Here is a 19810-nt window from a genome sequence, read left to right on the forward strand (position 1 = left end):
GCAGTCGGGGCGACAGACCTTAGGATCTAGCGGTGATCGAGCTGAAGGCGCTGCAAGCGCAGGTCAAGACCCTGGTGGAGGATCTGCGCCGGCAGGTCGCGGAGGCTCCGGGCCTGCGGGCGGAACTGCGCCAGGAGTACGCCCAGGCGAAGGCCGCCGAGCGGGTGGGCGGCAGCTTCGAGACCTGGCTGGAGGACGTGCTCGACCAGGCGGCGGTGGCCTGGGTGCTGGGTTGCGTGTTCGTCCGGTTCTGCGAGGACAACGAGCTGGTCGACGGGCTGTGGATCGGTGGCGCCGATCCGGCCGCGCCAGCCGAGCGGGCCGTGCAGCACCGGCAGGCGTACCTGATCGCCAACCCTCGGAACAACGACCGGCACTGGCTGCGGGAGGCGTTCGGCTACCTGCGCGGTCTCAAGGCCACCGGCAAGATTTTCGACCAGCACAACCCGGCGTGGCGGTTCGACATCTCCGGCCCGGCCGCGGAGGAGCTGAGCGACTTCTTCCGGCGGGGCGCCGGCCAGGAGTCGCTGCGTCGCGATGACCTGAACACCCGCTTCCTGGGCGACCTCTACCAGGACCTGTCGACGCACGCGAAGAAGACGTACGCGCTGTTGCAGACGCCGGAGTTCGTGGAGGAGTTCATCCTCGACCGCACCTTCGAGCCGGCGGTCAAGGAGTTCGGCCTCGCCGCGACCAGCGTCATCGACCCGACCTGCGGTTCGGGCCACTTCCTGCTCGGCGCGTTCCACCGGCTGGTGTGTAAGTGGCGGGACCGGGAACCGGGGACTGATGTGCGGGTCCTCGCGGAGCGGGCGCTCGGTCAGGTGACCGGTGTCGACATCAATCCATTCGCGGTGGCGATTGCCCGGTTCCGGCTGCTGATCGCCGCGATGAAGGTGTGCGGGCTGACCAAGCTGGAGCGGACGCCGGCCTTCCCGGCCCGCGTGGCGACCGGCGACTCGCTGCTGCCGTGGGACGGGTACCGCTCCCGCGCCCAAGGCGATCTGTTCGCCGAGGCGGAGGGTCGGTCGGTCTTTGCGTACGAGAGCGAGGACGCCGACCTGCTCAAGGACTACCTGGCTGAGAACCAGTACACGGTGGTGGTCGGCAACCCGCCCTACATCACCGTCTCCGACTCGGCTCGAAACCAGCTCTACCGCAGCATCTACCCGACGGTCTGCCACCGGCAGTACGCGCTGACTGTGCCTTTTGCCAAGCGCCTTTTCGATCTGGCCAAGTGGTCCGACGAGCATGGGGAGGGTGCCGGCCACGTCGGCCAGATTACCGGAAACGCCTTCATGAAGCGCGAGTTCGGCAAGAAACTCATCAATGACTACTTCGCGCACGAGGTTGACCTGGAAGAGGTCATCGACACCTCTGGCGCCTACATTCCGGGCCACGGCACGCCGACCGTGATCCTTGTCGGACGGGCGAACAAGCGCCGCCGCTCAACGGTTGTGCGAACCGTCCTTGGCGCAAAGGGCGAACCGTCTGCCCCGGAGAGAGCTGAGGAAGGTCTGGTATGGGGAGCGATCGTCAACCAAGTCGACAACCCCGGCTCCGAGTCCGACTGGGTCAGCGTCATTGACCTGCCTCGTGCCCAACTCGCCGCGCACCCTTGGAGCCTGTCGGGCGGTGGTTCGGTAGACCTGATGAAGAGCCTGACGACAGGCCAAGTGTCTGAGCTAGCTGAATTTATCGATGTCGTGGGTCGCACGACGCATACCGGACTCGATGACGCCTTCTATGCTCCGGACGTCGCGCTCAGGACGAGGGGGCTCGTAGCTGCCGGGGTGCCAGTTGTGCCGGGGGAAAATGTTCGTGACTTCGCGCTCTCAGCGGGAACCTGGACGCTTTTCCCTTATGACCAGGCTGGCCGGCCCCGTGAGTTGACGCAGAGTGAGCAGTCCTTCTATTGGCCCAACCGGACGGCTTTGCGACGTCGGGTCGACTTCGAGCAGACCCCGGAGCAGCGTGGGCTTCGTTGGTTCGATCACAGCATGTTCTTCCCGAAGCGGTATCGGGTGCCGCTGTCGATTGCGTTTCCCTTTGTGGCGACGCATAACCATTTTGTGCTTGACCGGGGCGGGAAGGTATTCAACCGTACTGCTCCAGCAATCAAGTTGCCGGAGGGGGCGACGGAGGACGATCACCTCCGGCTGCTTGGAGTGTTGAACAGCTCAACCGCCTGCTTCTGGCTGAAACAGGTCAGCCAGGCTAAAGGCGGTGATCCACTGGGTGGAGATGGTGCCCGCGTTAGCGCTGAACAGTGGTCTGATAGATACGAGTTCACCGGCACCAAGCTTCAGGAGTTCCCGTTGCCGGGGGCCTATCCGTTAGAGCGGGCGCGGGAGTTGGATGGGCTGGCGCAGCGGCTGTCGAGCTTGACCCCGGCGGCGGTTGCCGCTTCGGGGGTGCCGAGCCGGCAGCGGCTCGCGGAGGCTGAGGCGGAGTACCACTCGGTGCGGGCGCGGATGATCGCGTTGCAGGAGGAGTTGGACTGGGAGGTCTACCGGCTCTACGGGCTGATCGACGAGGATTTGACCTGCGCCAACCCGCCGGAGTTGGCGCTGGGTGAGCGGGCCTTCGAGATCGTGCTGCACACCAGCGGGGCGCAGACCGAGTGGTTCAACCGGCACGGGTCCAAGCCGATCGACCGGCCACAGCCGCACTGGCCGGCGGAGTACCGGTCGCTGGTCGAGCGGCGGATTGCCGCCATCGCCGCCAACCGGCACATCGGGCTGATCGAGCGGCCGGAATGCAAGCGGCGCTGGTCCACCGAAGGCTGGGAGAAGATGCAGTCGGCCGCGTTGCGGGACTGGCTGCTCGACCGGTTGGAGGCGCCGGAGCTGTGGGGCGGGCAGCCGACGCCACTGTCGGTGGCGCAGCTCGCCGACCGCGTCGGCAGCGACCAGGACTTCCGGGCGGTGCTGGACCTTTGGGTCGGGCACGACAACTACGACCTGACGAAGACGCTCGGCCTGCTGATCGCCGACGAGCATGTGCCGTACCTGCCGGCGCAGCGCTACAAGCCGTCCGGGCTGCGCAAGCGGGCGCAGTGGGAGCGGACCTGGGCGTTGCAGCGCCGGGAGGACGCGGGGGAGAAGGTCGAGATCGAGGTGCCACCGAAGTACGCCTCGGCGGATTTCGTCCGGCCGTCGTACTGGCGGGCGCGCGGCAAGCTCGATGTGCCGAAGGAGCGTTTCATCTCGTACCCGCGGGCGGGGCGGGACAGCGACGGCAGCGAACTGCTCGGTTGGGCCGGATGGGACCACTTGAAGCAGGCGCAGGCGCTCGCCACCGTCTACCTTGACCGGAAGACGCAGGAGGCGTGGCCGGCGCACCGGCTGCTGCCGCTGCTCGCTGGGCTGGTCGAGATTGAGCCGTGGCTGCATCAGTGGCACTCGGGTGAGGAGCCTGGCTTCCCCGGGTCGCCCGCCGAGTTCTTCACCGACTTCATCAACGCCGAACTGTCCCAGCTCAGCTCCGACCGCTCGGCGCTGACGTTGCTGCGGGGCGTACCGGAGCTGCCGTGAGCATCAGGAATCCGGCAGATCCGACGGTCGGCAAGTAGGGCGTAGAGGTAGCTGGGCCCGCGGACGACGTTGTTCAGTGCGCCGGGCCCAGCCACCGGCCACAGGCCCAGCGCGGCATTCAGCTGACTGCGGTGGATCCAATGGTGGGTGCGGTCGGTCAGCAGCCGGTCTCCGTCAACCATGTAGTGAAACTTCAGCCCGGTGGCCGTCCGAAACGTCTGACCGGCGTGCTCGGTGATGGCGGCCCAGACTTCATCGATGTCGTACATGGATGGCTCCCGCTCTACCCGCCGAAGGCGGACCAGTCGTTCTCCCACCGTGCGACGTCCTGCGGCTCGATCTTGGTGTGGCGGCTCTCCTTGTTGCGTGGCCTGACGCCCACCCGGGCCATGAACTGCTGGTGGCGCTGCCGCACGTCATGACGCAGTTCGTCGCCAGGTGCGATGAAGAACCGGGGATGTTCCCCCGAGACGTCGACCAGCACGTACGTCCCGACAGTGCTGTCGGTGAACGTGTCGATATCCGCGATCATCCAGGCACCCTTGCCGGCGACCATCACGGCGGCGCGGCAGCCATCGACGTCGACGAAGGTCTGCGCACCGGAGAGGCTCGCACGGTGGCCACGTAGCAGGGCCTGACCGACGACCAGATGACGGCCGGCCTGATGGGTCTGCTGATGAGTTGGCATCTTGTCCTCCCGGGGTCCTTTCAGTTGTTGCTGCCGCGGCGCTTCCAACCTCGGCCAGAGCGCGGATCGCCATCGTCTCGGGTGATTGCGCACTTCCAAACGGTTGGTGGACTCTCCCTTGCTCCCGGCTCAGTCCAGCATCGAGACCGAAAGCATGCAGCCGTCCGCTGACGTGACAACCGTCAGCGCTTCCCGAGGGCGGGTCCGCGAGCGGCCTTGCCTCAACACATATGGGGTTCTACCCGGTCGGCTCTCCAAGTAGAGGGCGCGGCGCTGCTCGAAGTCGCCCTGGGTGTCGCCGGCAACGGAGAGGAAATCTTCCGCTACGCCTGTCCGGACGCTTAGGTAACGACCGCCAAGGTTGATCAGGGAATTCTCGCAGCGGAACGAGGTCCCATCGACATCCACGACATCAACGACGTCGGACTCAACGGAATCCTGGGGGTTAGCAGCTTGACGGTCTGTTTGCAGTAGGGGCCCTGGTGGTTCTGGGGCCAAGCCTGCGAACGTGAAGAGACGGGCTCGGTCAAGATCCGTAACCTCACGTACCACCTCATCGCTATTGACGGGAGTCGCGAGAGCCTCCGCCGAGATCCAGCTCGAATCCTCGTGGTCTCCGAAGCGTGGCCTTTCCCCTGCCTCCTCCATGGCGAACGCTGTCGCGATGTCGCCACGAGTCTCTTCATCGGGCTCGCCGACTTCCAAAGCAAATCCTTTGATCCTGCGGCCAGCCACACACGCGCCAATCACGATGCGACGCATGTTTGCGCCGGTCACGGGTTTCGGTACGAGGACCTGTTGCACGCCACGGGCGAGTTGCAGGATGGTCGTCCGCCGCCCTGAGCTGTTGCCCTTGGCTTCAAGCACCACGACATCGGTCAAGTTTCCGCGGCGCATGTTGTACCAGAAGTAGTCGGGCTTGTGAGATCCCAAACCGCCTACTGCAGGACCGAGGACTGCGTCGTAACTCACTGCGTCTGCGTCAACCACTTGAGCGGGCTCGGTGAGAATCAGTTGTTCCACCAGATCCGTGGCCACGGCGATCCCGAAGTGTTCCGAGAAGAGAGAGCGCTGATGGTTCCGTACCTGACTCGTCAGTGACGAAAGTCGAAGGTCGGGACGCGCCTCCGCGAAGGCCCAGAGATATCGAATGATGGCCCAGCGACTGGCGGTGCGGAGAGCCGTGAGTCCAGGTAGCCCACCAGCACCTGCTTGATGGAGACCCGGTAGGGCGCTCGTCGTCTTGCCAAGACCGAGCAGCAGATCCAGGGGACGGACGCTGCGAGTAGTTACTTCACGCTCTAGTTCCGGCAGCGGACGGATGTCCACCCTGCGTCCGGTCTTCTGCAGGACCGCATTGCTGACGACGTCAGCCAGCTTCCAGGTCGACTCGACCTCGTATGTGCCGGATGTTGACAGAGCCGGCGGCTGGCCGCCCAGAAGGGGTGAGAACGCCATCCACAGATGCTGTCACCGAAGCGGGCCGAGGCACAGATCAGACTAGGTCAGTTCGGAGGACGTTCGTACCGCGTGGGGCCCCACCATCAGTCCGTGCGCCGCTCGGTAAAGCGGGCCGGTGCCGAGGGACCTTGGCTATTGCGGGCTGACTCTGCCTTGCTTGGCGGCGTGCAGAAAGGCGGTCCAGGTCTTCAGGGTGAAGGTCAGCACCGGGCCGCTCGGGTCCTTGCTGTCGCGCAATGCGACCATGTCCGACAGGTTGTCGGCGACCTCGACGCAGTCGCCGGAGCCGTTGCTGCGGGTGCTCTTGCGCCAGGTCACCGCTGCCTGGTTGACCTCTTCCACCCGCGCCGCCCTCTCATAGTTCGTCGATCGCCCCCTGGATCAGGTCGCGCGACTTGCGAGCGCTGGTCGCCGTGGCGACCAGATGCTCGAAGACCCGGCTGTACTCCCTGACCTGTTGGCCTTCGAGGTAGAGGCTACCCGCGCGGGTTTCGACATAGACGACCCCCGGATCGGCCGGCTCGGGAAAGGTCAGCACGCTGAAGGCGCTGCCCATCGACCCGTATTCGCCTGCGCCGAAGGTCAGGATCTGGATGATGCGGCCCGGCCGATCCGCCTCCTCGACCAGCCGTCGCAACTGCGCCTGGAACGCCTCGGCACCGCCGACCGGCCGACGCAGGGCTGCCTCGTCCAGCACCACCCAGAGCTTCGGGGGAGTGTCCGTGTTCTGCCGGCGCATTCGCAACTCGACTCTCCGATCCACCTCGTCGCCGGGGGCGTCCGGGTGCTCGGCACGGATGACCGCGCGGGCGTAGTCGGCTGTCTGAAGCAGCCCGGGGATCAATTGCGGCTGGAAGGCGCGGATCTCCGCCGCCTCGGCCTCCAGTCCGACGTAGACCTCGAACCAGTCCGGCAGCACGTCGTCATACGCCTGCCACCAGCCGCGCTTGCGGGCGTCGCGGGCCACCTGAACAAGTGCGTCGACCTCGTCACCCTCGACGCCGTACAGCTCAAGGAGGCCGCGGGCGACCGGCGGCATGACAGAGACCTGGGCGTTCTCGATCCGGCTGATCGCCGACTTCGAGATGCCCACCTCCTTGGCGGCCTGGTCGGCGGTCATGCCGGTCTGCTCGCGGAGGCGACGAAGCGCGGCAGCCAGGCGTCGACGTCGGACGGTCGGACTTCCAGTCATAGTCGTCAGTTTGGCGTACCCGGACTCGCTTCGCAACGATACACTCCCGAATCGGGAGTTGCATAAAACGTCCGCAGCACTGCACGATGAGTGAGGCCGCAGATCACGTGAGTGACGAAAGGTGCTCACCTTCCTGGCTGCTCGATGTGCCCTGCTGTCGTACTGCTGATTGAAGGCTGCGGTGGCAGGTGCCGGGGTGGGTCCGCCGGTGCGGGGCGGGCCGGTGGGCCTGCCCTTCCACAGCTCAATCTCGACGGTGAGAGGCAGGTCCAGTCATGCGCGTCTTCTTCCGGCGTGCCCGGAGTCGCCAACGGTCGGTCAGCGGTCCGACCTGCTATCGCTCAGCGGCCTACCACCCGCTGCACCCCTGGCAGGTGCGTGAGCGAGGCTTCCGGCCTACCCCGCTCGGGCGGCGTGGGCTCGACCCGCAGGAGGTGCGGGAGTTCCTCGACCGGGTCGCCGGTGACCTGGCCATCGTCTACGACGCGCTCGCGCAGAGCCGCCGGGAGACCGACCGGGTCAAGGACGCGCTGCGCCGCTGGCAGTCCCAGCAGGCCCGTGCCCGCAACGAGCGGGGGTCCGGCCGGTGACCGAGCGTTGGGTCATCCACCTGCCGGTGGTCGTGAACGACCTGGTCTCCGCCCAGCGTCTGGCCCGGGTGGTGGCGCATTGGACGCACGTCCTGCCGCAAACCGAGCCGGGCGGCATGACCGTGTCGGCCGAAGACGACCAGAACGTACGCCACTGGGTCTTTTGCGACCGGCTCATGTCGGCCGGCCGGCGGTGTCTGCTCCGGCCCGACCACGACGGTGAGTGCTCCCGGCGGTTCCGGCGGCGGTGAGCGCGGCCGGACGCATCTCCTGATCGCGGGCCGGCGGGCTGGGACCTGCGGCGATGACACCTTAGGATCGGCGGGTCGCCGGTGACGCCGGCGTCACGGGGAGCTGGTGGGGGGCGAGGAGCGGCGATGACCCTGTTACGGGACTTGATCGAGATTCCGACCTCGGTCGGTGACGGCGACTTCGTCGTCCGCGCCGCCGAGGGCGCCGACCTGCGCCGCTACGTGGTCACCGACCAGCTCCGGGACAACTTCGCCGAGGCGCTGCGCCGCATCGGCCACGCCGTCACCACCGGGCGCTCCCAGGCGATGTTCCTGCACGGCTCGTTCGGCTCCGGCAAGTCGCACTTCATGGCGGTGCTGCGGGAAATCCTCCAGCACAACCCCGCCGCCCGCGAGGTGCGCGGCCTGGCCGAGCCGGTCCTCGCCGCCGACCCCTGGCTGCGCGACCGCAAGCTGCTCACCCTCACCTTCCACATGCTCGACGCGCGCTCCGTCGAGCAGGCCGTCCTGGAGGGCTACCTCAACCAGATCACCGTGCTGCACCCGGAGGCGCCCGTCCCCGCCGTACACCGGTCGGACGCGATGCTCGACGACGCCGCACGGCTACGCGAACGGATGGGCGACGACGCCTTCTTCGCGGCGCTGCGCGACGGTGGCGGCGCACCCGCGGCCGGCGGCGGCCTCTCACTCGCCGCGCTGCGCGCCCAGGCCGACGGCTGGACCCCGCAGAGCTACGCCGCCGCTGCGGCGGCGGTACCCGGCACTGAGCAGCGGGACCGGTTGGTCAGCGCGCTGACCAGCACGTTCTTCACGGGCGCGGTCCGCAGCGGGGAGTACCTCGACCTGGACACCGGCCTCGCAGTGATCACCCGGCACGCCAAGGCTCTCGGGTACGACGCGCTGGTGCTCTTCCTCGACGAGCTGATCCTCTGGCTTTCCACCAAGATCAGCGATCACACCTTCGTCAACACCGAGGGCGCGAAGCTCAACAAGCTCGTCGAGTCTGCCGACGCCACCCGGCCGCTGCCGCTGATCTCGTTCGTCGCCCGGCAGCGCAACCTGGAGGACTTCCTCGGCCCTCAGGTCGGCGGCACCGAGCGTGAAGCCCTCGCGCACGTCATGCGCAGCGTCCAGGGCCGCTTCGGTGAGATCGTCCTCGCCGACACCAACCTGCCCGAGATCACCGAGAAGCGGCTACTCAAGCCGCTCACCGACGAGGGCCGGGCGGTCATCGACAATGCCTTCGCCGCCGTGAAGGGCAACCGGGAGGTCTGGGACGCCCTGCTGCTCGGCGCCCAGTACGGCGACGCCGGCATCGGCTCCGACGCCGCCGCCTTCCGCAAGCTCTACCCGTTCTCGCCCGCGCTGGTCGCCACCCTGGTCGCGCTCTCCCAGGCATTGCAGCGCGAACGCACCGCGCTGAAGGTGATGACCGAGCTGCTCGTCGACCGCCGAGGCACCCTGCGAGTCAACGACCTGATCGGGGTGGCCGCCCTCTTCGACCCCCTGGTGCTGCATGGCGAGCTGCCCGACCGGCCCAAGCTCAAGCAGCTCTTCCAGGCCGCCCGCACCCTCTACACCCAGAAGCTGCGTCCCATCCTGCTCAGCCTCAACGGCATCACCGAGGAGCAGGCTGCTGGCCACCAGCAGTTCCAGCTCGACGACAAGCTGGTCAAGACGGTGCTGCTCGGCGCGCTGGTCCCCGAGGTGCCGGCCCTGCACAACCTCACCGCCGCCAAGCTGCACGCGCTGAACTTCGGCTCGATCACCTCGCCAATCCCCGGCTACGAGCGGCAGATCGTGCTCAACCGGCTCAACCGGGTCGCCGACGGCGCCGGCGAGCTGCACCTCACCAAGACCCCCGACCCGGTGGTGTCGCTCAAGCTGCACACCGTCGACTACGACAAGCTGCTCGACCTGGTTCCCGAGGACGAGGCCACTACCACCGGCGTCCGGCAACAGCTCATCCGGGAGCTGGTCACCGCGGAGATGGGCATCGCCGGCGCCGAGGGGCAGCTCGGTGAGCTGCTGCACTCCCGCGACTGGCGCGGCCGGCGGCACACCGTCCAGGTCAAGTTCGGCAACGTCCGCGACCCCGACACCATGCCGGTCTCCGCGCTGATCGCCACCGGCGAGGCGTGGCGCATCGTCATCGACTATCCGTTCGACCCGCAGGGCTACGAACGCAGCGCCGACCGCGCCCGGATCGAGCGCCTGGAACGGGGCTCCCGGACCGTCTTCTGGCTTCCCTACTTCCTGACGGACGAGCTGATGGGCAAGGTCGGCCAGCTCGCCAGGATCAACTACCTGCTGGGCAACGGCACCGGCGACCGGCTCAACTCGCTGGCCGCCGACTGGCCCCTCGCTGACCGGCAGCAGGGCCGGGTCTACCTCCAGCAGCGCCAGACCCAACTGCGCGGCACGCTGATCAGCGCCATGATGCAGGCGTACGGGTCGGCCACGTCGCGCGGCTCCGACGTGCAGGACGACACCATCGGGGTGTTCCACACCCTCGCCGAGGGCCTGCACGTCGGCGACCCCCGAGGCGGCACCCTCGCCGAGGCGTTCCACAACCTGACCGGGGAACTCCTGGCCTGGTCCTACCCGGGTCGGCCCGCCATGCCCGACGACGAGAAGCCCGTCACCCGCGGCGAGATGACCAAGATCCTGGAGTACGCCCGGCTGGCCGCCGCCGACCCCGCTCGCGGCGTCAGCGTGCCCAACCCGGTCGACCAGCGCATCCTCCGACGCGTCTGCAACAACCTGCGCCTCGGTGAGCTGATCGACGGTCGCTACGTGCTCAACACGAGCACCTGCCGGTGGAGTCAACACTTGCTCCAGGCCGCCGCCAACGAGACCTACACCGACCACTTCCCGGTGCACGTGCTGCGTCGGCTCATCGACGAGCCCGCCGCGTTCGGCTTCGATCGTGAGCTGCAAAACCTGATCATCGTCGTCTTCGGGCTGGAGCAGCAGCTCGCCTGGTACCAACACGGCGGCAAGGTCGACGTGGGCAACCTCGCCCTCGTGCGCGACGAGCTGGAGCTGCGCCACCCACCGATGCCCGACGAGCAGAGCTGGGCGGACGCGGTCCGCCGGGGCGCGGCGATCTTCGGGGGTGTGCTGCCCGTCTGGCGGACGCCGGCCAACCTCGGTGAACTCGCCGGAACGCTGCGCACGGCGGCGAGCACGCGCACGAAAGCCGCGCGCGACCTCGTCGAAGCGCTGGAAGCCCACGCCGACGTGCTGGGCCTGGACACGTCAGCGCCGACCGGCCGACTCGCCACCGCACGCCGCGCGGCCCGACTCGTGACCGAGCTTGCCACCGAGCGCGACGACGTGGTGCTGGTCGAGACGATTGCCCGTGCCGATCTGGGCGACGTCGACGATCAGGCTGTCGGAGAGCTGCTCAGCCAGGCGGGCATCATCCTCACCGCCATGGCCCGAGGCCACCAGTGGTCACTGCTCCAGGCGATCTCGGCCCGGGCCGCCCACGACGAGCAGGCGCAGGCGATCATCGGGCAGCTCCGGGAGGTCGCCCGGCACCAGCAGCACGGGCAGGACCTGGTGGACGCCCTCCAGACGGCAGTCGACGCCTCGGCGGCGCTGCTCGCCACCAACCCGCCGCAGGGCCGCACAGACAACAACCCCGGCGGTACGCCGAACGGCGGGGGGACGCTCCCCACCGTCACGGTCCCGGGGCAGCAGCCCCGCGAGTCCGACCCTGTCGAGGTGCCCGCGAATGGTGGCAGTGGCGGGCCCGGCCGTGCGGCTGAGATCGACGGGACTGGTGGGGCCGGGCCGGTCGCGCTGCCCGGTGGCGCCGGGCCGATCGTGGTCTCCCATCAGCGTCGCGAGGTCGCCGATGCGGCCACCTGGGAGAAGGTCGCTGCCGAGATCGCGGCCGAGGTCACCGCCGGGCGGCGGGTCACGGTCACCTGGGAGATCCGGTGACGGGCTCGGCGGTCGGCTGCCTCGCCCATTCGCAAGCCGGCGCGGCGGGATCCGCGGCCTGTCGTGCAGAGGTGGCATCGTGAGCGTGCCGGTCGGCGTGGCCCCGCCCGACGCGATCCGCCGCAAGGTCGAGGCGTGGCTGGCCGAGGACGACCCGGCGGACGCCATCGCGCTGACCGCCCGCCCCGACGGGCCGGCCGAAACGGTGCTCAGCATCAACGGCTGTCGGGTCCGGGTCGTCGCGTGTCCCACTCCGCTGGCCGCCCGCGCCGCCCTGCACGATCGGGCCGACGGCGAACGGCTGGTGCTGTTGACCGAGCTGACCGACACCGAACTGGGCGATGGGGTCCTCGCTCACCTCAGCAAGCAGACCGTCCGCAAAATCGATCCGTGGGACCTGGTCCGGCAGATGTTCGGCGGGGTGGCCGCCCTCGACCCGACCCTGGTCCGGGTCGGACGCTGGGTCGCCAACGCGCTCACCGACCACGCCCCGGCCGACGGCTGGCCGGCCCCGCCCGGCGCGATCCTCACCCGCGACCACGCGCTGCGCAGCCTCACCTCCGAACTGCTCGACCTGCCACCCGCCGAACTCGACGACAGCGGCCTGGTGCAGTGGAGCACCGACGCACGGCGGCAGTTGCGCTTCACCCAGCTGCCGGAGGCCGTCGCCGACGGCATCACCGCGTACCTGACCGGGACCGCCGGCCATGCCGCCGTCCCGATGATGGCCGCCGTACGCGCCGGACACGGCGTCGACGTCATCCCGCTGGGGCTGCTGGCCGGGCTGCTCTGGCCCACCGGCACCGGTGGCTCCGTCCAGGTGGAGGCAGTCGTCGGTCGTACCCGACTGGAGCCCCGGTTCGGTGGGCTCAGGCTCAGCCCGCAGCAGGCCGATCTGCTGCACCAGGCGGCCGAGGCGTGGGTCTACCGGACGCTCGAGTCGGGCGACAACGGCCGGGACGAGGCGATGCGGATGCTGCGGCGGGCCGAGGCGATCGCCGCCGAGGTCGAGATCACCGCACTGCTCGGCGCCTCGACAGTCCTGCCCAGCGGATTCGTCCAGCGACTGCGGGCCTTCGCCGACGCCGTACGGCTCGCCGTGCCGGCCGGCGGGTCGGCGCTCTCGGCGGCGGTGGCACGGGCACAGTCGGCCCTCGCCACGGTGGAGGAGCACCGGGCCGCCGAGCCGCGCCGGGTCGAGACCGCCCGGATGGCTGTCCGCCTGCTGCGCTGGCAGCACACCACCGACGGCCCGCCACCGGCCACCCTGCTCGACGCGTTGCACCGGCAGGTCCGGCAGGACGGTTGGGTCGACAGGGCCCGGCTCGACGTCTTCGCCGGGGACCCCGACCCACAGGTCGCCGAGGCGTACCGACTGCTGCACCGGGCTGTCGACGCCCGCCGCTCTCGGCACGACCAGCAGTTCGCCGCGCTGCTCGCCGCCGCCACCAGCGCCGAAGCGGAGCCCGGCGCGCTACTGCGCGTCGAAGACGTGCTCGACCGGGTGGTCCAGCCGGTCCTTGACACCGGTCGCCGGGTGCTGCTGCTCGTCATGGACGGCATGGGTGTCGCCGCCGCGACCGAGCTGGCCGAGTCCGTCACCCGCAGCGGCGCCTGGGTGGAACTCACCCCCGACGGTGGCCCACGCACGGGTGTGCTGGCGGCCCTGCCCACCGTCACCGAGGCCAGCCGATGCAGCCTGCTGAGCGGGCGCATCGCCGCCGGCGGTCAGCAGGCCGAACGGAAGGCATTCGAGCAACGGTTCGCCGCCGGGCGGCTGTTGCACAAGTCGGCGTTGCGGGCCGGAGCTGGAGCAGCCCTGGACCCGGACGTGCTCGCTGCCCTCGACGACCCGTCGATCCCCCTGGTCACCGCCGTAATCAACACGATCGACGACGCTCTAGACCGCAGCGACCCGGGTACCACCGTCTGGGGCGACGACACCGTCACCGCCGTCGGCGACCTGCTGGCCTCCGCAGCCGACCGGGTGGTGATCGTCGTTTCCGACCACGGCCACGTCGTGGACCGTGGCCCTGAGTCGGTCACCCTGCCCAGCGCTAGCGGTGAGAACCGGTGGCGACCTCGCACCGACCCGCCCGGCGACACCGAAGTGGCCGTCGCCGGCAGCCGGGTGGTGCTCGGCGGCGGATCCGTCGTCCTGCCCTGGCGGGAAGAGGTGCGGTACGGTCCGCGCAAGGCGGGCTACCACGGCGGCGCTGCGCCGGCGGAAGCCGTCATCCCACTGCTCGTGCTGACCGCTGGTGACGACCTCGCCGTGCCCGGCTGGGCCGGCGCGCCGGTGGCCAGCCCAGACTGGTGGCGGGAACCGTTGACGGAGAGCACGCCCCCGCCGGCCGACCCGGCCCCGGCACCCCGACGTCGCCCGCGCAAATCCGTCGAGCAGCAGACCGACGGTCTCTTCGACCTGGCACCGGCCGTCGCCGCGCCCGCTGCCGCACCGCGGCCTGTCCCCACCCCACCCGACCTGGTGACGGCCCTGCTCTCCAGCGAGCGCTACGCCCAACGGCGTGACCCCCGCCTGCCCCTGGCCGACGAACGAGTCGCCGCGCTGCTGAACACGCTGATCGCCGGCGGTGACCGGGCAACCCTAGACACCCTCGCCGCCCGGTCCGGCGTACCTGCACACAGGATCAACGGCAGCGTCACCGTGTTGCGTCGGCTCCTCCAGGTCGAGGGCTATCCCGTGATCACCGTCGACGCCGACGGTCGCACCGTCCACCTCGACCGGAAACTGCTGATTGAGCAGTTCGGGCTGGAGCAGCGGTGACCGGAGAGATCTCGGCTCGACGGCGCCGGGACATCATCGACGCGCTGCGCCGGGGTGTCGTCCCGAGCAATGGACTCGATGCGCTCGCGGTGGGGCTCGACAGGTTCACTGCCGCGCTCGACGACGACCTCGAACGGGTCGCCGGCGGTGGCAGCGTCTTCAAGGCCGTCCGGGGCGAGTACGGCGCTGGTAAGACCTTCTTCACCCGCTGGCTGGCCGAGCGCGCCAAGCGCTGCGGCTTCGCTGCTGCGGAGGTGCAGATCTCCGAGCTGGAAACACCCCTGCACCGGATGGAGACCGTCTACCGGCGGTTGGTGGAGCACCTCAGCACGGAGCAGTTTGCCCCGAGCGCGTTCCGACCCGTGCTCGACGGTTGGATCTTCGCATTGGAGGAGGACGTGCTCGCCAGCGGCGCGGTCGCCGAGGACGATGCCGAGGCGCTCGATCGAGCCGTCGGCGAGCTGCTGGAACGCCGGTTGGGCGACATCTCGCGGAGCACGCCGGGCTTCGCCGCCGCCCTGCGCGGTTACCGGGCTGCCAGCGCCAGCGGTGACCACCTCAACGCCGACGGACTGGCCGCCTGGCTCGGCGGTCAGCCACACGTCGCGGCATCCGCCCGGCGGGCGGCTGGAGTGAAGGGCGACCTCGACCACTACGGTGCGTTGAGCTTTCTCCAGGGTTTGCTCACTGTTCTGCGTGACAGCGGCCATCAAGGCCTGCTGCTTGTGCTCGACGAGGTCGAGACTCTGCAACGGGTGCGCTCTGACGCCCGGGACAAGGCACTGAACGCTCTCCGGCAGCTCATCGACGAGGTTCACGCGGACCGGTTTCCGGGACTCATGCTCGTAATCACCGGGACGCCCGCGTTCTTCGACGGCCCGCAGGGCGTCCAGCGGCTCGCGCCGCTCGCGCAACGACTCGCCACCGACCTCGGTCCCGACCCGCGTTGGGACAACCCCCGCGCCACCCAACTGCGACTGCCGGGGTTCACCGTCGACGCCTTGGTGGCACTCGGCAGCAGGGTCCGGGACATCTTCGCCAGTGAGCAGGTCGACGCACGGGTGGACGACGACTACCTGGCGACACTGGCCCGGGCCGTCACCGGCGCGCTGGGCGGTCAGGTCGGGGTGGCACCGCGCGTCTACCTCAAGAAGCTCGTCGCGGACGTCTTCGACCGGGTGGACCAGTTCGCCGAATGGGACCCGCGGCGGCACTACGCACTGACCCTGCGGGCCGACGAGCTGACCGACGTGGAACGCAACGCCGCCGCCCGCGCCGACGACATCGAACTGACGATCTGACGTGTTGCCGGACCTCGACCCGGTCGTAGTGCACCACGTGGTCAACACTCTGGGTTGGCGAGACCTGCGCCCATTGCAGCGTGCTGCGATCGCCCCGGTGCAGGGCGGCCTGGATGCCCTCCTGCTCGCCCCGACGGCGGGCGGCAAGACGGAGGCCGCACTGTTTCCGCTGCTGTCCCGGATGGCCACGCACCAGTGGACCGGCACATCGGTGCTCTACCTTGCCCCGCTCAAGGCGCTGCTCAACAACCTGGAGCCCCGGCTGGAGCAGTACGCCGGCTGGCTCGGTCGGCGGGTGGCTCTCTGGCACGGAGATGTCGGCGCGTCCCGGCGGCGTGCGGTGCTCTACGAACGGCCGGATATCCTGCTGACCACCCCCGAGTCACTGGAAGCGATGCTGGTCAGCGCCAACGTCGACCACCGCCAGTTCTTCACCAACCTTCAAGCGGTGATCGTCGACGAGGTGCACGCCTTCGCCGGCGACGATCGGGGTTGGCACCTGCTCGCCGTCTTGGAACGTCTGACCCGGGTGGCTGGTCGGCCGCTGCAGCGCATCGGCCTCTCCGCCACCGTCGGGAACCCCGACCATCTGCTCACGTGGCTCCAGGGCTCCGGCGCGGGTAGCCGCCCGGCCCAGGTCGTCGCACCCGAGGTGGTGCAGGTCGCGGGTGGTGCACCCGCAGGCGAGATCGAGCTGGACTACGTCGGCTCGCTCACCAACGCCGCAGCCGTGATCGCAGCCCTGCATCCGGGCGAAAAACGGCTGGTCTTCTGCGAATCCCGTCAGACGGTCGAGGAGCTCGGACAACTGCTACGGGGACAGGGCGTCACCACCTTCCTGTCGCATGCGTCGCTGTCCGTGGACGAGCGGCGCCGCGCGGAACAGGCGTTTGGTGAGTCACGGGACTGCGTCATCGTTTCGACCAGCACACTCGAACTCGGCATCGACGTGGGCGATCTGGACCGGGTGATCCAGATCGACGCGCCAGCTACCGTAGCGTCCTTCCTGCAGCGGCTCGGGCGCACCGGTCGCCGTCCGGGAAGCAGCCGGAACTGCCTGTTCCTGACGCTCGGTGGCCAGCCGCTCGTGGAGGCGGCCGCGCTGCTCCTGCTCTGGTCACGAGGTTGGGTGGAGCCGGTCACCGCACCGCCGGAACCTCGGCATATCGTCGCCCAACAGGTGCTCGCTCTCTGCCTTCAGGAGCATCGGATCGGTGCGGAGACCTGGATCCAGGCCTGGAACGAGCTGCCGCCCTTTGAGAAGAACGCCCGGCCGATCGTTCGACACCTCGTCGAGCACGGCTATCTGGAGCAGGACGAGGGCATGCTCTTCATCGGTCCCACCGCCGAGGAGCGGTTCGGCCGTCGCCACTTCATGGAGATGACGGCGGTATTCACCGGGCCGCCCGAGTTCACCGTCCTGCTGGGCCGTAGCGAACTGGGGCGGATCGATCCCAGCCTGCTCACCGAGGAGGTCCGGGGCGAACGCCGCCTGCTGTTGAGCGGGCGAAGTTGGCGCGTTACCTACATCGACTGGCGCCGTCGGCGGTGTTTCGTCGAGCCTGCCGACGGCGGCGGACGTGCCCGTTGGACGGGCACCGGGTGGGCGTACCGCGGTCACGAGATCACCCGGGCGACGCGCGAGGTGCTGCTGGGAGCGGACCCTCCGGTCGCCCTCACCCGTCGTGCGCTGACTCGCCTGGCGCGGGAGCGGGAGGAGAAACTGCACCTGGTGCATCCCGGTGGCACTGTCATTGTCCGCGAGAGCGGCGGTGACCTGCGCTGGTGGACCTGGGCAGGTTTCCGGACGAACGCCACATTGACCGCCACGCTGAGCGAAGTCGTCGATCCGGTGGAGCGGTTCGACGGCAACAGCATCCGACTACGGGAAGACGTCACCCCTGCAAGCTGGCGGGCACTCACCGCGGACGCCGCCACCCGACTGTGCCTGCCAGAGGTGAACGACAAGGCCCTGGACGGCCTCAAGTTCGGCGCCGCCCTGCCGGAACGGTTGGCTGCGGCGACGCTGGCTGCGCGCCTAGCCGACCTGGAGGGCGCTGCCGTAGTGCTGGACGAACCCGTACGGTTCGTCATCGTCTCGTAGCGAGTGCACGCTTCCTCAGTGAGTATCGGCGATGGCCGGTTCAGCGGCGGGGGCTCTCGCTGGCGATTGTCGCCTCCCGGGGCAGGGCCGCCGCCCGCAGCGCCCAGTCGAGCGCGTAGTCGGCAATCTCCTCCCAGCCGTCCTGCCCGACCGTGAAGTGCGACCGCCCCGGGAACTCCTCGTACGCGGTGAGGGCCCGCGACTTCTGGTAGAGCCCCGCGTTGGAGCGGACCACCGACGCCGGCACCACGTGGTCGAGTCCGCCGGCCATCAGCAGCAGCGGGGCCCGGTCGTTGCGCCCGACGTCGACCCGGGCTGGTGAGCGCGGGTCGAGGTTGGCGAACGCGCCCTCGAAGTAGACCCGTCCGGCGCCCGGGACGGCGTAGCGCTCCCAGGCCCGGTCGGAGTCCTCCCGGCTCATCGTGTTGCCGAAGGTGTAGGCGAAGTCGTCTGGGGTGAAGGGGACGGCCTTGTTGCGGTTGGCGGGGCTGCGCAGGATCGGGAAGCCGGAGCGCAGTTGGCTCAGCGGCACCTTGAGCACGCCCTTCACCTGCGCGGGGTGCACGCCTACCGCCGCCGCGCCGAGGCCCCGGTCGACGAGGACCTGCGTGATGAGGCCGCCGAACGAGTGCCCCATGATGATCGGCGGGCGGGGCAGCTTCCTGATGATCCGGTCGTAGTGCGCCACGATCGTGGCGATGCTCTGCTCGGCGATCGGGGTGGGATCGTCGCGCAACTGCTCCACGGACCGGTCCATGCCCGGCCAGGCGGGGGCGATCACGTGCATGCCGCGCGCGGTGAACCGCTCGATCCACCCCTCCCAGCTGCGCGGTGTCATCCAGAGTCCGTGGATGAGCACGACCGTGTCGACCCGGCCCTGCGGCGTGGCACCCATCGCGTCCCCCCTGTGTCGCGTGTCCGGCCCGGCGGTTACCCACTGCGGGGCCGGGAAACCCCGGCAAACGCCCCTGACAAATGTCACGGTCGGGACGTGACGGCCGCTCCGGGCACGGGGGTACGCACCGCAGGAGCATCAGTGGCATGACCAGTACGCATCCGGCCGTCGAGCTGGCTGGCCTCACCAAGACCTTCGGTACGGTCACCGCTGTCGACGGGCTGAGCCTGCGGGTGCAGCCTGGCGAGGTGGTGGCGTTCCTCGGCCCGAACGGCGCGGGCAAGACCACCACCATCGACATGCTGCTCGGGCTGGCCCGCCCGGACGCGGGCACCGTCCGCGTCCTCGGCGGTGCGCCTGACGAGGCGGTGGCCCGGGGCCGGGTCGCCGCCGTACTCCAGACCGGCGGGCTGCTCAAGGACCTGACCGTGGGCGAGACGGTCGAGATGACCTCCCACTTCTACAGGCACACCCGTCCGGCGGCGGAGGTGCTGGAGCGGGCCGGCATCGCCGACATCGCCGGGCGGGTGGTCGGGCGCTGCTCGGGCGGTCAGCAGCAGCGGCTGCGGTTCGCGCTGGCCCTGCTGCCGGACCCGGACCTCATGGTGCTCGACGAGCCGACCACCGGCATGGACGTCGAGGGCCGGCGGGACTTCTGGCAGGCCCTGCGCCGGGACGCGCGGGCCGGACGGACGGTCATCTTCGCCACCCACTACCTGGACGAGGCGGACGCGTACGCCGACCGGATCGTGCTGGTCCGGCAGGGACGCGTGGTGGCCGACGGCACCACGGCCGAGATCAAGAACCTGGCCGCCGGCCGTACGGTGCGCGCCACGCTTCCCGGCGCCGACCAGGCCGCGCTCGCGGCGCTGCCGGGCGTGGACGCCGTGGAGGTACGCGGCGACAGCGTGCTGGTGCGCACCGGCGACTCGGACGCGATCGCCAGGCACCTGCTCACCCGCACCGACGCCCGGGACGTGGAGATCACCTCCCGCAACCTCGAGGACGCCTTCCTCGCCCTGACCACCGCCCAGCAGACCGGAGCCTGAG

Annotated in this window: 13 protein-coding genes; 8 read left to right on the top strand and 5 right to left on the bottom strand. The window is 69.4% G+C overall.

Annotation, left to right across the window (positions count from 1 at the left end):
• The first annotated feature begins 32 nt into the window (after positions 1 to 32).
• Positions 33 to 3536 (top strand): BREX-2 system adenine-specific DNA-methyltransferase PglX, encoded by a 3504-nt coding sequence (gene pglX / locus AB0N27_RS01010; protein ID WP_364362390.1) that lies wholly within the window; start codon positions 33 to 35, stop codon positions 3534 to 3536.
• Positions 3537 to 3819: 283 nt separating this feature from the next.
• Here pglX and AB0N27_RS01015 read toward each other — a convergent pair whose 3' ends face one another.
• From AB0N27_RS01015 to AB0N27_RS01030, 4 genes are all read right to left on the bottom strand, one after another.
• A complete protein-coding gene (locus AB0N27_RS01015) occupies positions 3820 to 4224 on the bottom strand; it encodes a hypothetical protein (RefSeq protein ID WP_364362391.1) in 405 nt (134 codons plus the stop codon).
• A gap of 129 nt (positions 4225 to 4353) precedes the next feature.
• A complete protein-coding gene (locus AB0N27_RS01020) occupies positions 4354 to 5682 on the bottom strand; it encodes a hypothetical protein (RefSeq protein WP_364362392.1) in 1329 nt (442 codons plus the stop codon).
• 135 nt (positions 5683 to 5817) lie between these two features.
• A complete protein-coding gene (locus AB0N27_RS01025) occupies positions 5818 to 6027 on the bottom strand; it encodes a DUF397 domain-containing protein (RefSeq protein ID WP_364362393.1) in 210 nt (69 codons plus the stop codon).
• Positions 6028 to 6040: 13 nt separating this feature from the next.
• Positions 6041 to 6877 carry a helix-turn-helix transcriptional regulator gene (locus AB0N27_RS01030; RefSeq protein WP_364362394.1) on the bottom strand — a complete coding sequence of 279 codons (837 nt, stop codon included), beginning with the start codon at positions 6875 to 6877 and terminating at the stop codon, positions 6041 to 6043.
• A 275-nt stretch (positions 6878 to 7152) separates the two neighbouring features.
• Here AB0N27_RS01030 and AB0N27_RS01035 point away from each other — a divergent pair, with 275 nt between their 5' ends.
• From AB0N27_RS01035 to AB0N27_RS01060, 6 genes are all read left to right on the top strand, one after another.
• Positions 7153 to 7467 (top strand): DivIVA domain-containing protein, encoded by a 315-nt coding sequence (locus AB0N27_RS01035; RefSeq protein ID WP_364362395.1) that lies wholly within the window; start codon positions 7153 to 7155, stop codon positions 7465 to 7467.
• Complete coding sequence (locus tag AB0N27_RS01040) at positions 7464 to 7718, top strand: hypothetical protein (protein WP_364362396.1); 255 nt, start codon at positions 7464 to 7466, stop codon at positions 7716 to 7718. Before AB0N27_RS01035 ends, AB0N27_RS01040 begins: the two co-directional genes overlap by 4 nt.
• 126 nt (positions 7719 to 7844) lie before the next feature.
• Positions 7845 to 11672, top strand: a complete 3828-nt coding sequence (locus AB0N27_RS01045) for a phage resistance protein (RefSeq protein ID WP_364362397.1) — start codon at positions 7845 to 7847, stop codon at positions 11670 to 11672.
• Positions 11673 to 11751: 79 nt separating this feature from the next.
• Positions 11752 to 14460 carry a BREX-2 system phosphatase PglZ gene (pglZ, locus tag AB0N27_RS01050; RefSeq protein ID WP_364362398.1) on the top strand — a complete coding sequence of 903 codons (2709 nt, stop codon included), beginning with the start codon at positions 11752 to 11754 and terminating at the stop codon, positions 14458 to 14460.
• Positions 14457 to 15761, top strand: coding sequence for a BREX system ATP-binding protein BrxD (brxD, locus tag AB0N27_RS01055; protein WP_364362399.1), 1305 nt, complete (start codon positions 14457 to 14459; stop codon positions 15759 to 15761). Before pglZ ends, brxD begins: the two co-directional genes overlap by 4 nt.
• A gap of 1 nt (position 15762) precedes the next feature.
• On the top strand, positions 15763 to 17865 hold the full coding sequence (locus AB0N27_RS01060) for a DEAD/DEAH box helicase (RefSeq protein ID WP_364362400.1): 2103 nt from the start codon (positions 15763 to 15765) through the stop codon (positions 17863 to 17865).
• Positions 17866 to 17905: 40 nt separating this feature from the next.
• Here AB0N27_RS01060 and AB0N27_RS01065 read toward each other — a convergent pair whose 3' ends face one another.
• Positions 17906 to 18760, bottom strand: coding sequence for an alpha/beta fold hydrolase (locus tag AB0N27_RS01065; protein ID WP_364362401.1), 855 nt, complete (start codon positions 18758 to 18760; stop codon positions 17906 to 17908).
• A gap of 146 nt (positions 18761 to 18906) precedes the next feature.
• Between AB0N27_RS01065 and AB0N27_RS01070 the strand changes: the two genes are divergently transcribed.
• Positions 18907 to 19809 (top strand): ABC transporter ATP-binding protein, encoded by a 903-nt coding sequence (locus AB0N27_RS01070; RefSeq protein ID WP_364362402.1) that lies wholly within the window; start codon positions 18907 to 18909, stop codon positions 19807 to 19809.
• The last annotated feature ends 1 nt before the right edge of the window (position 19810 follow it).

Origin of the sequence: Micromonospora sp. NPDC093244, from assembly GCF_040683695.1 — a bacterium.
Taxonomy (GTDB): Bacteria; Actinomycetota; Actinomycetes; order Mycobacteriales; family Micromonosporaceae; genus Micromonospora.

Excerpts from the sequence above, each read along its gene's own strand:
- AB0N27_RS01015 (WP_364362391.1), bottom strand. The coding sequence starts at position 4,224 with ATGCCAACTCATCAGCAGACCCATCAGGCCGGCCGTCATCTGGTCGTC.
- AB0N27_RS01020 (WP_364362392.1), bottom strand. The coding sequence starts at position 5,682 with ATGGCGTTCTCACCCCTTCTGGGCGGCCAGCCGCCGGCTCTGTCAACA.
- AB0N27_RS01030 (WP_364362394.1), bottom strand. The coding sequence starts at position 6,877 with ATGACTGGAAGTCCGACCGTCCGACGTCGACGCCTGGCTGCCGCGCTT.
- AB0N27_RS01035 (WP_364362395.1), top strand. The coding sequence starts at position 7,153 with ATGCGCGTCTTCTTCCGGCGTGCCCGGAGTCGCCAACGGTCGGTCAGC.
- AB0N27_RS01045 (WP_364362397.1), top strand. The coding sequence starts at position 7,845 with ATGACCCTGTTACGGGACTTGATCGAGATTCCGACCTCGGTCGGTGAC.
- AB0N27_RS01065 (WP_364362401.1), bottom strand. The coding sequence starts at position 18,760 with ATGGGTGCCACGCCGCAGGGCCGGGTCGACACGGTCGTGCTCATCCAC.
- AB0N27_RS01070 (WP_364362402.1), top strand. The coding sequence starts at position 18,907 with ATGACCAGTACGCATCCGGCCGTCGAGCTGGCTGGCCTCACCAAGACC.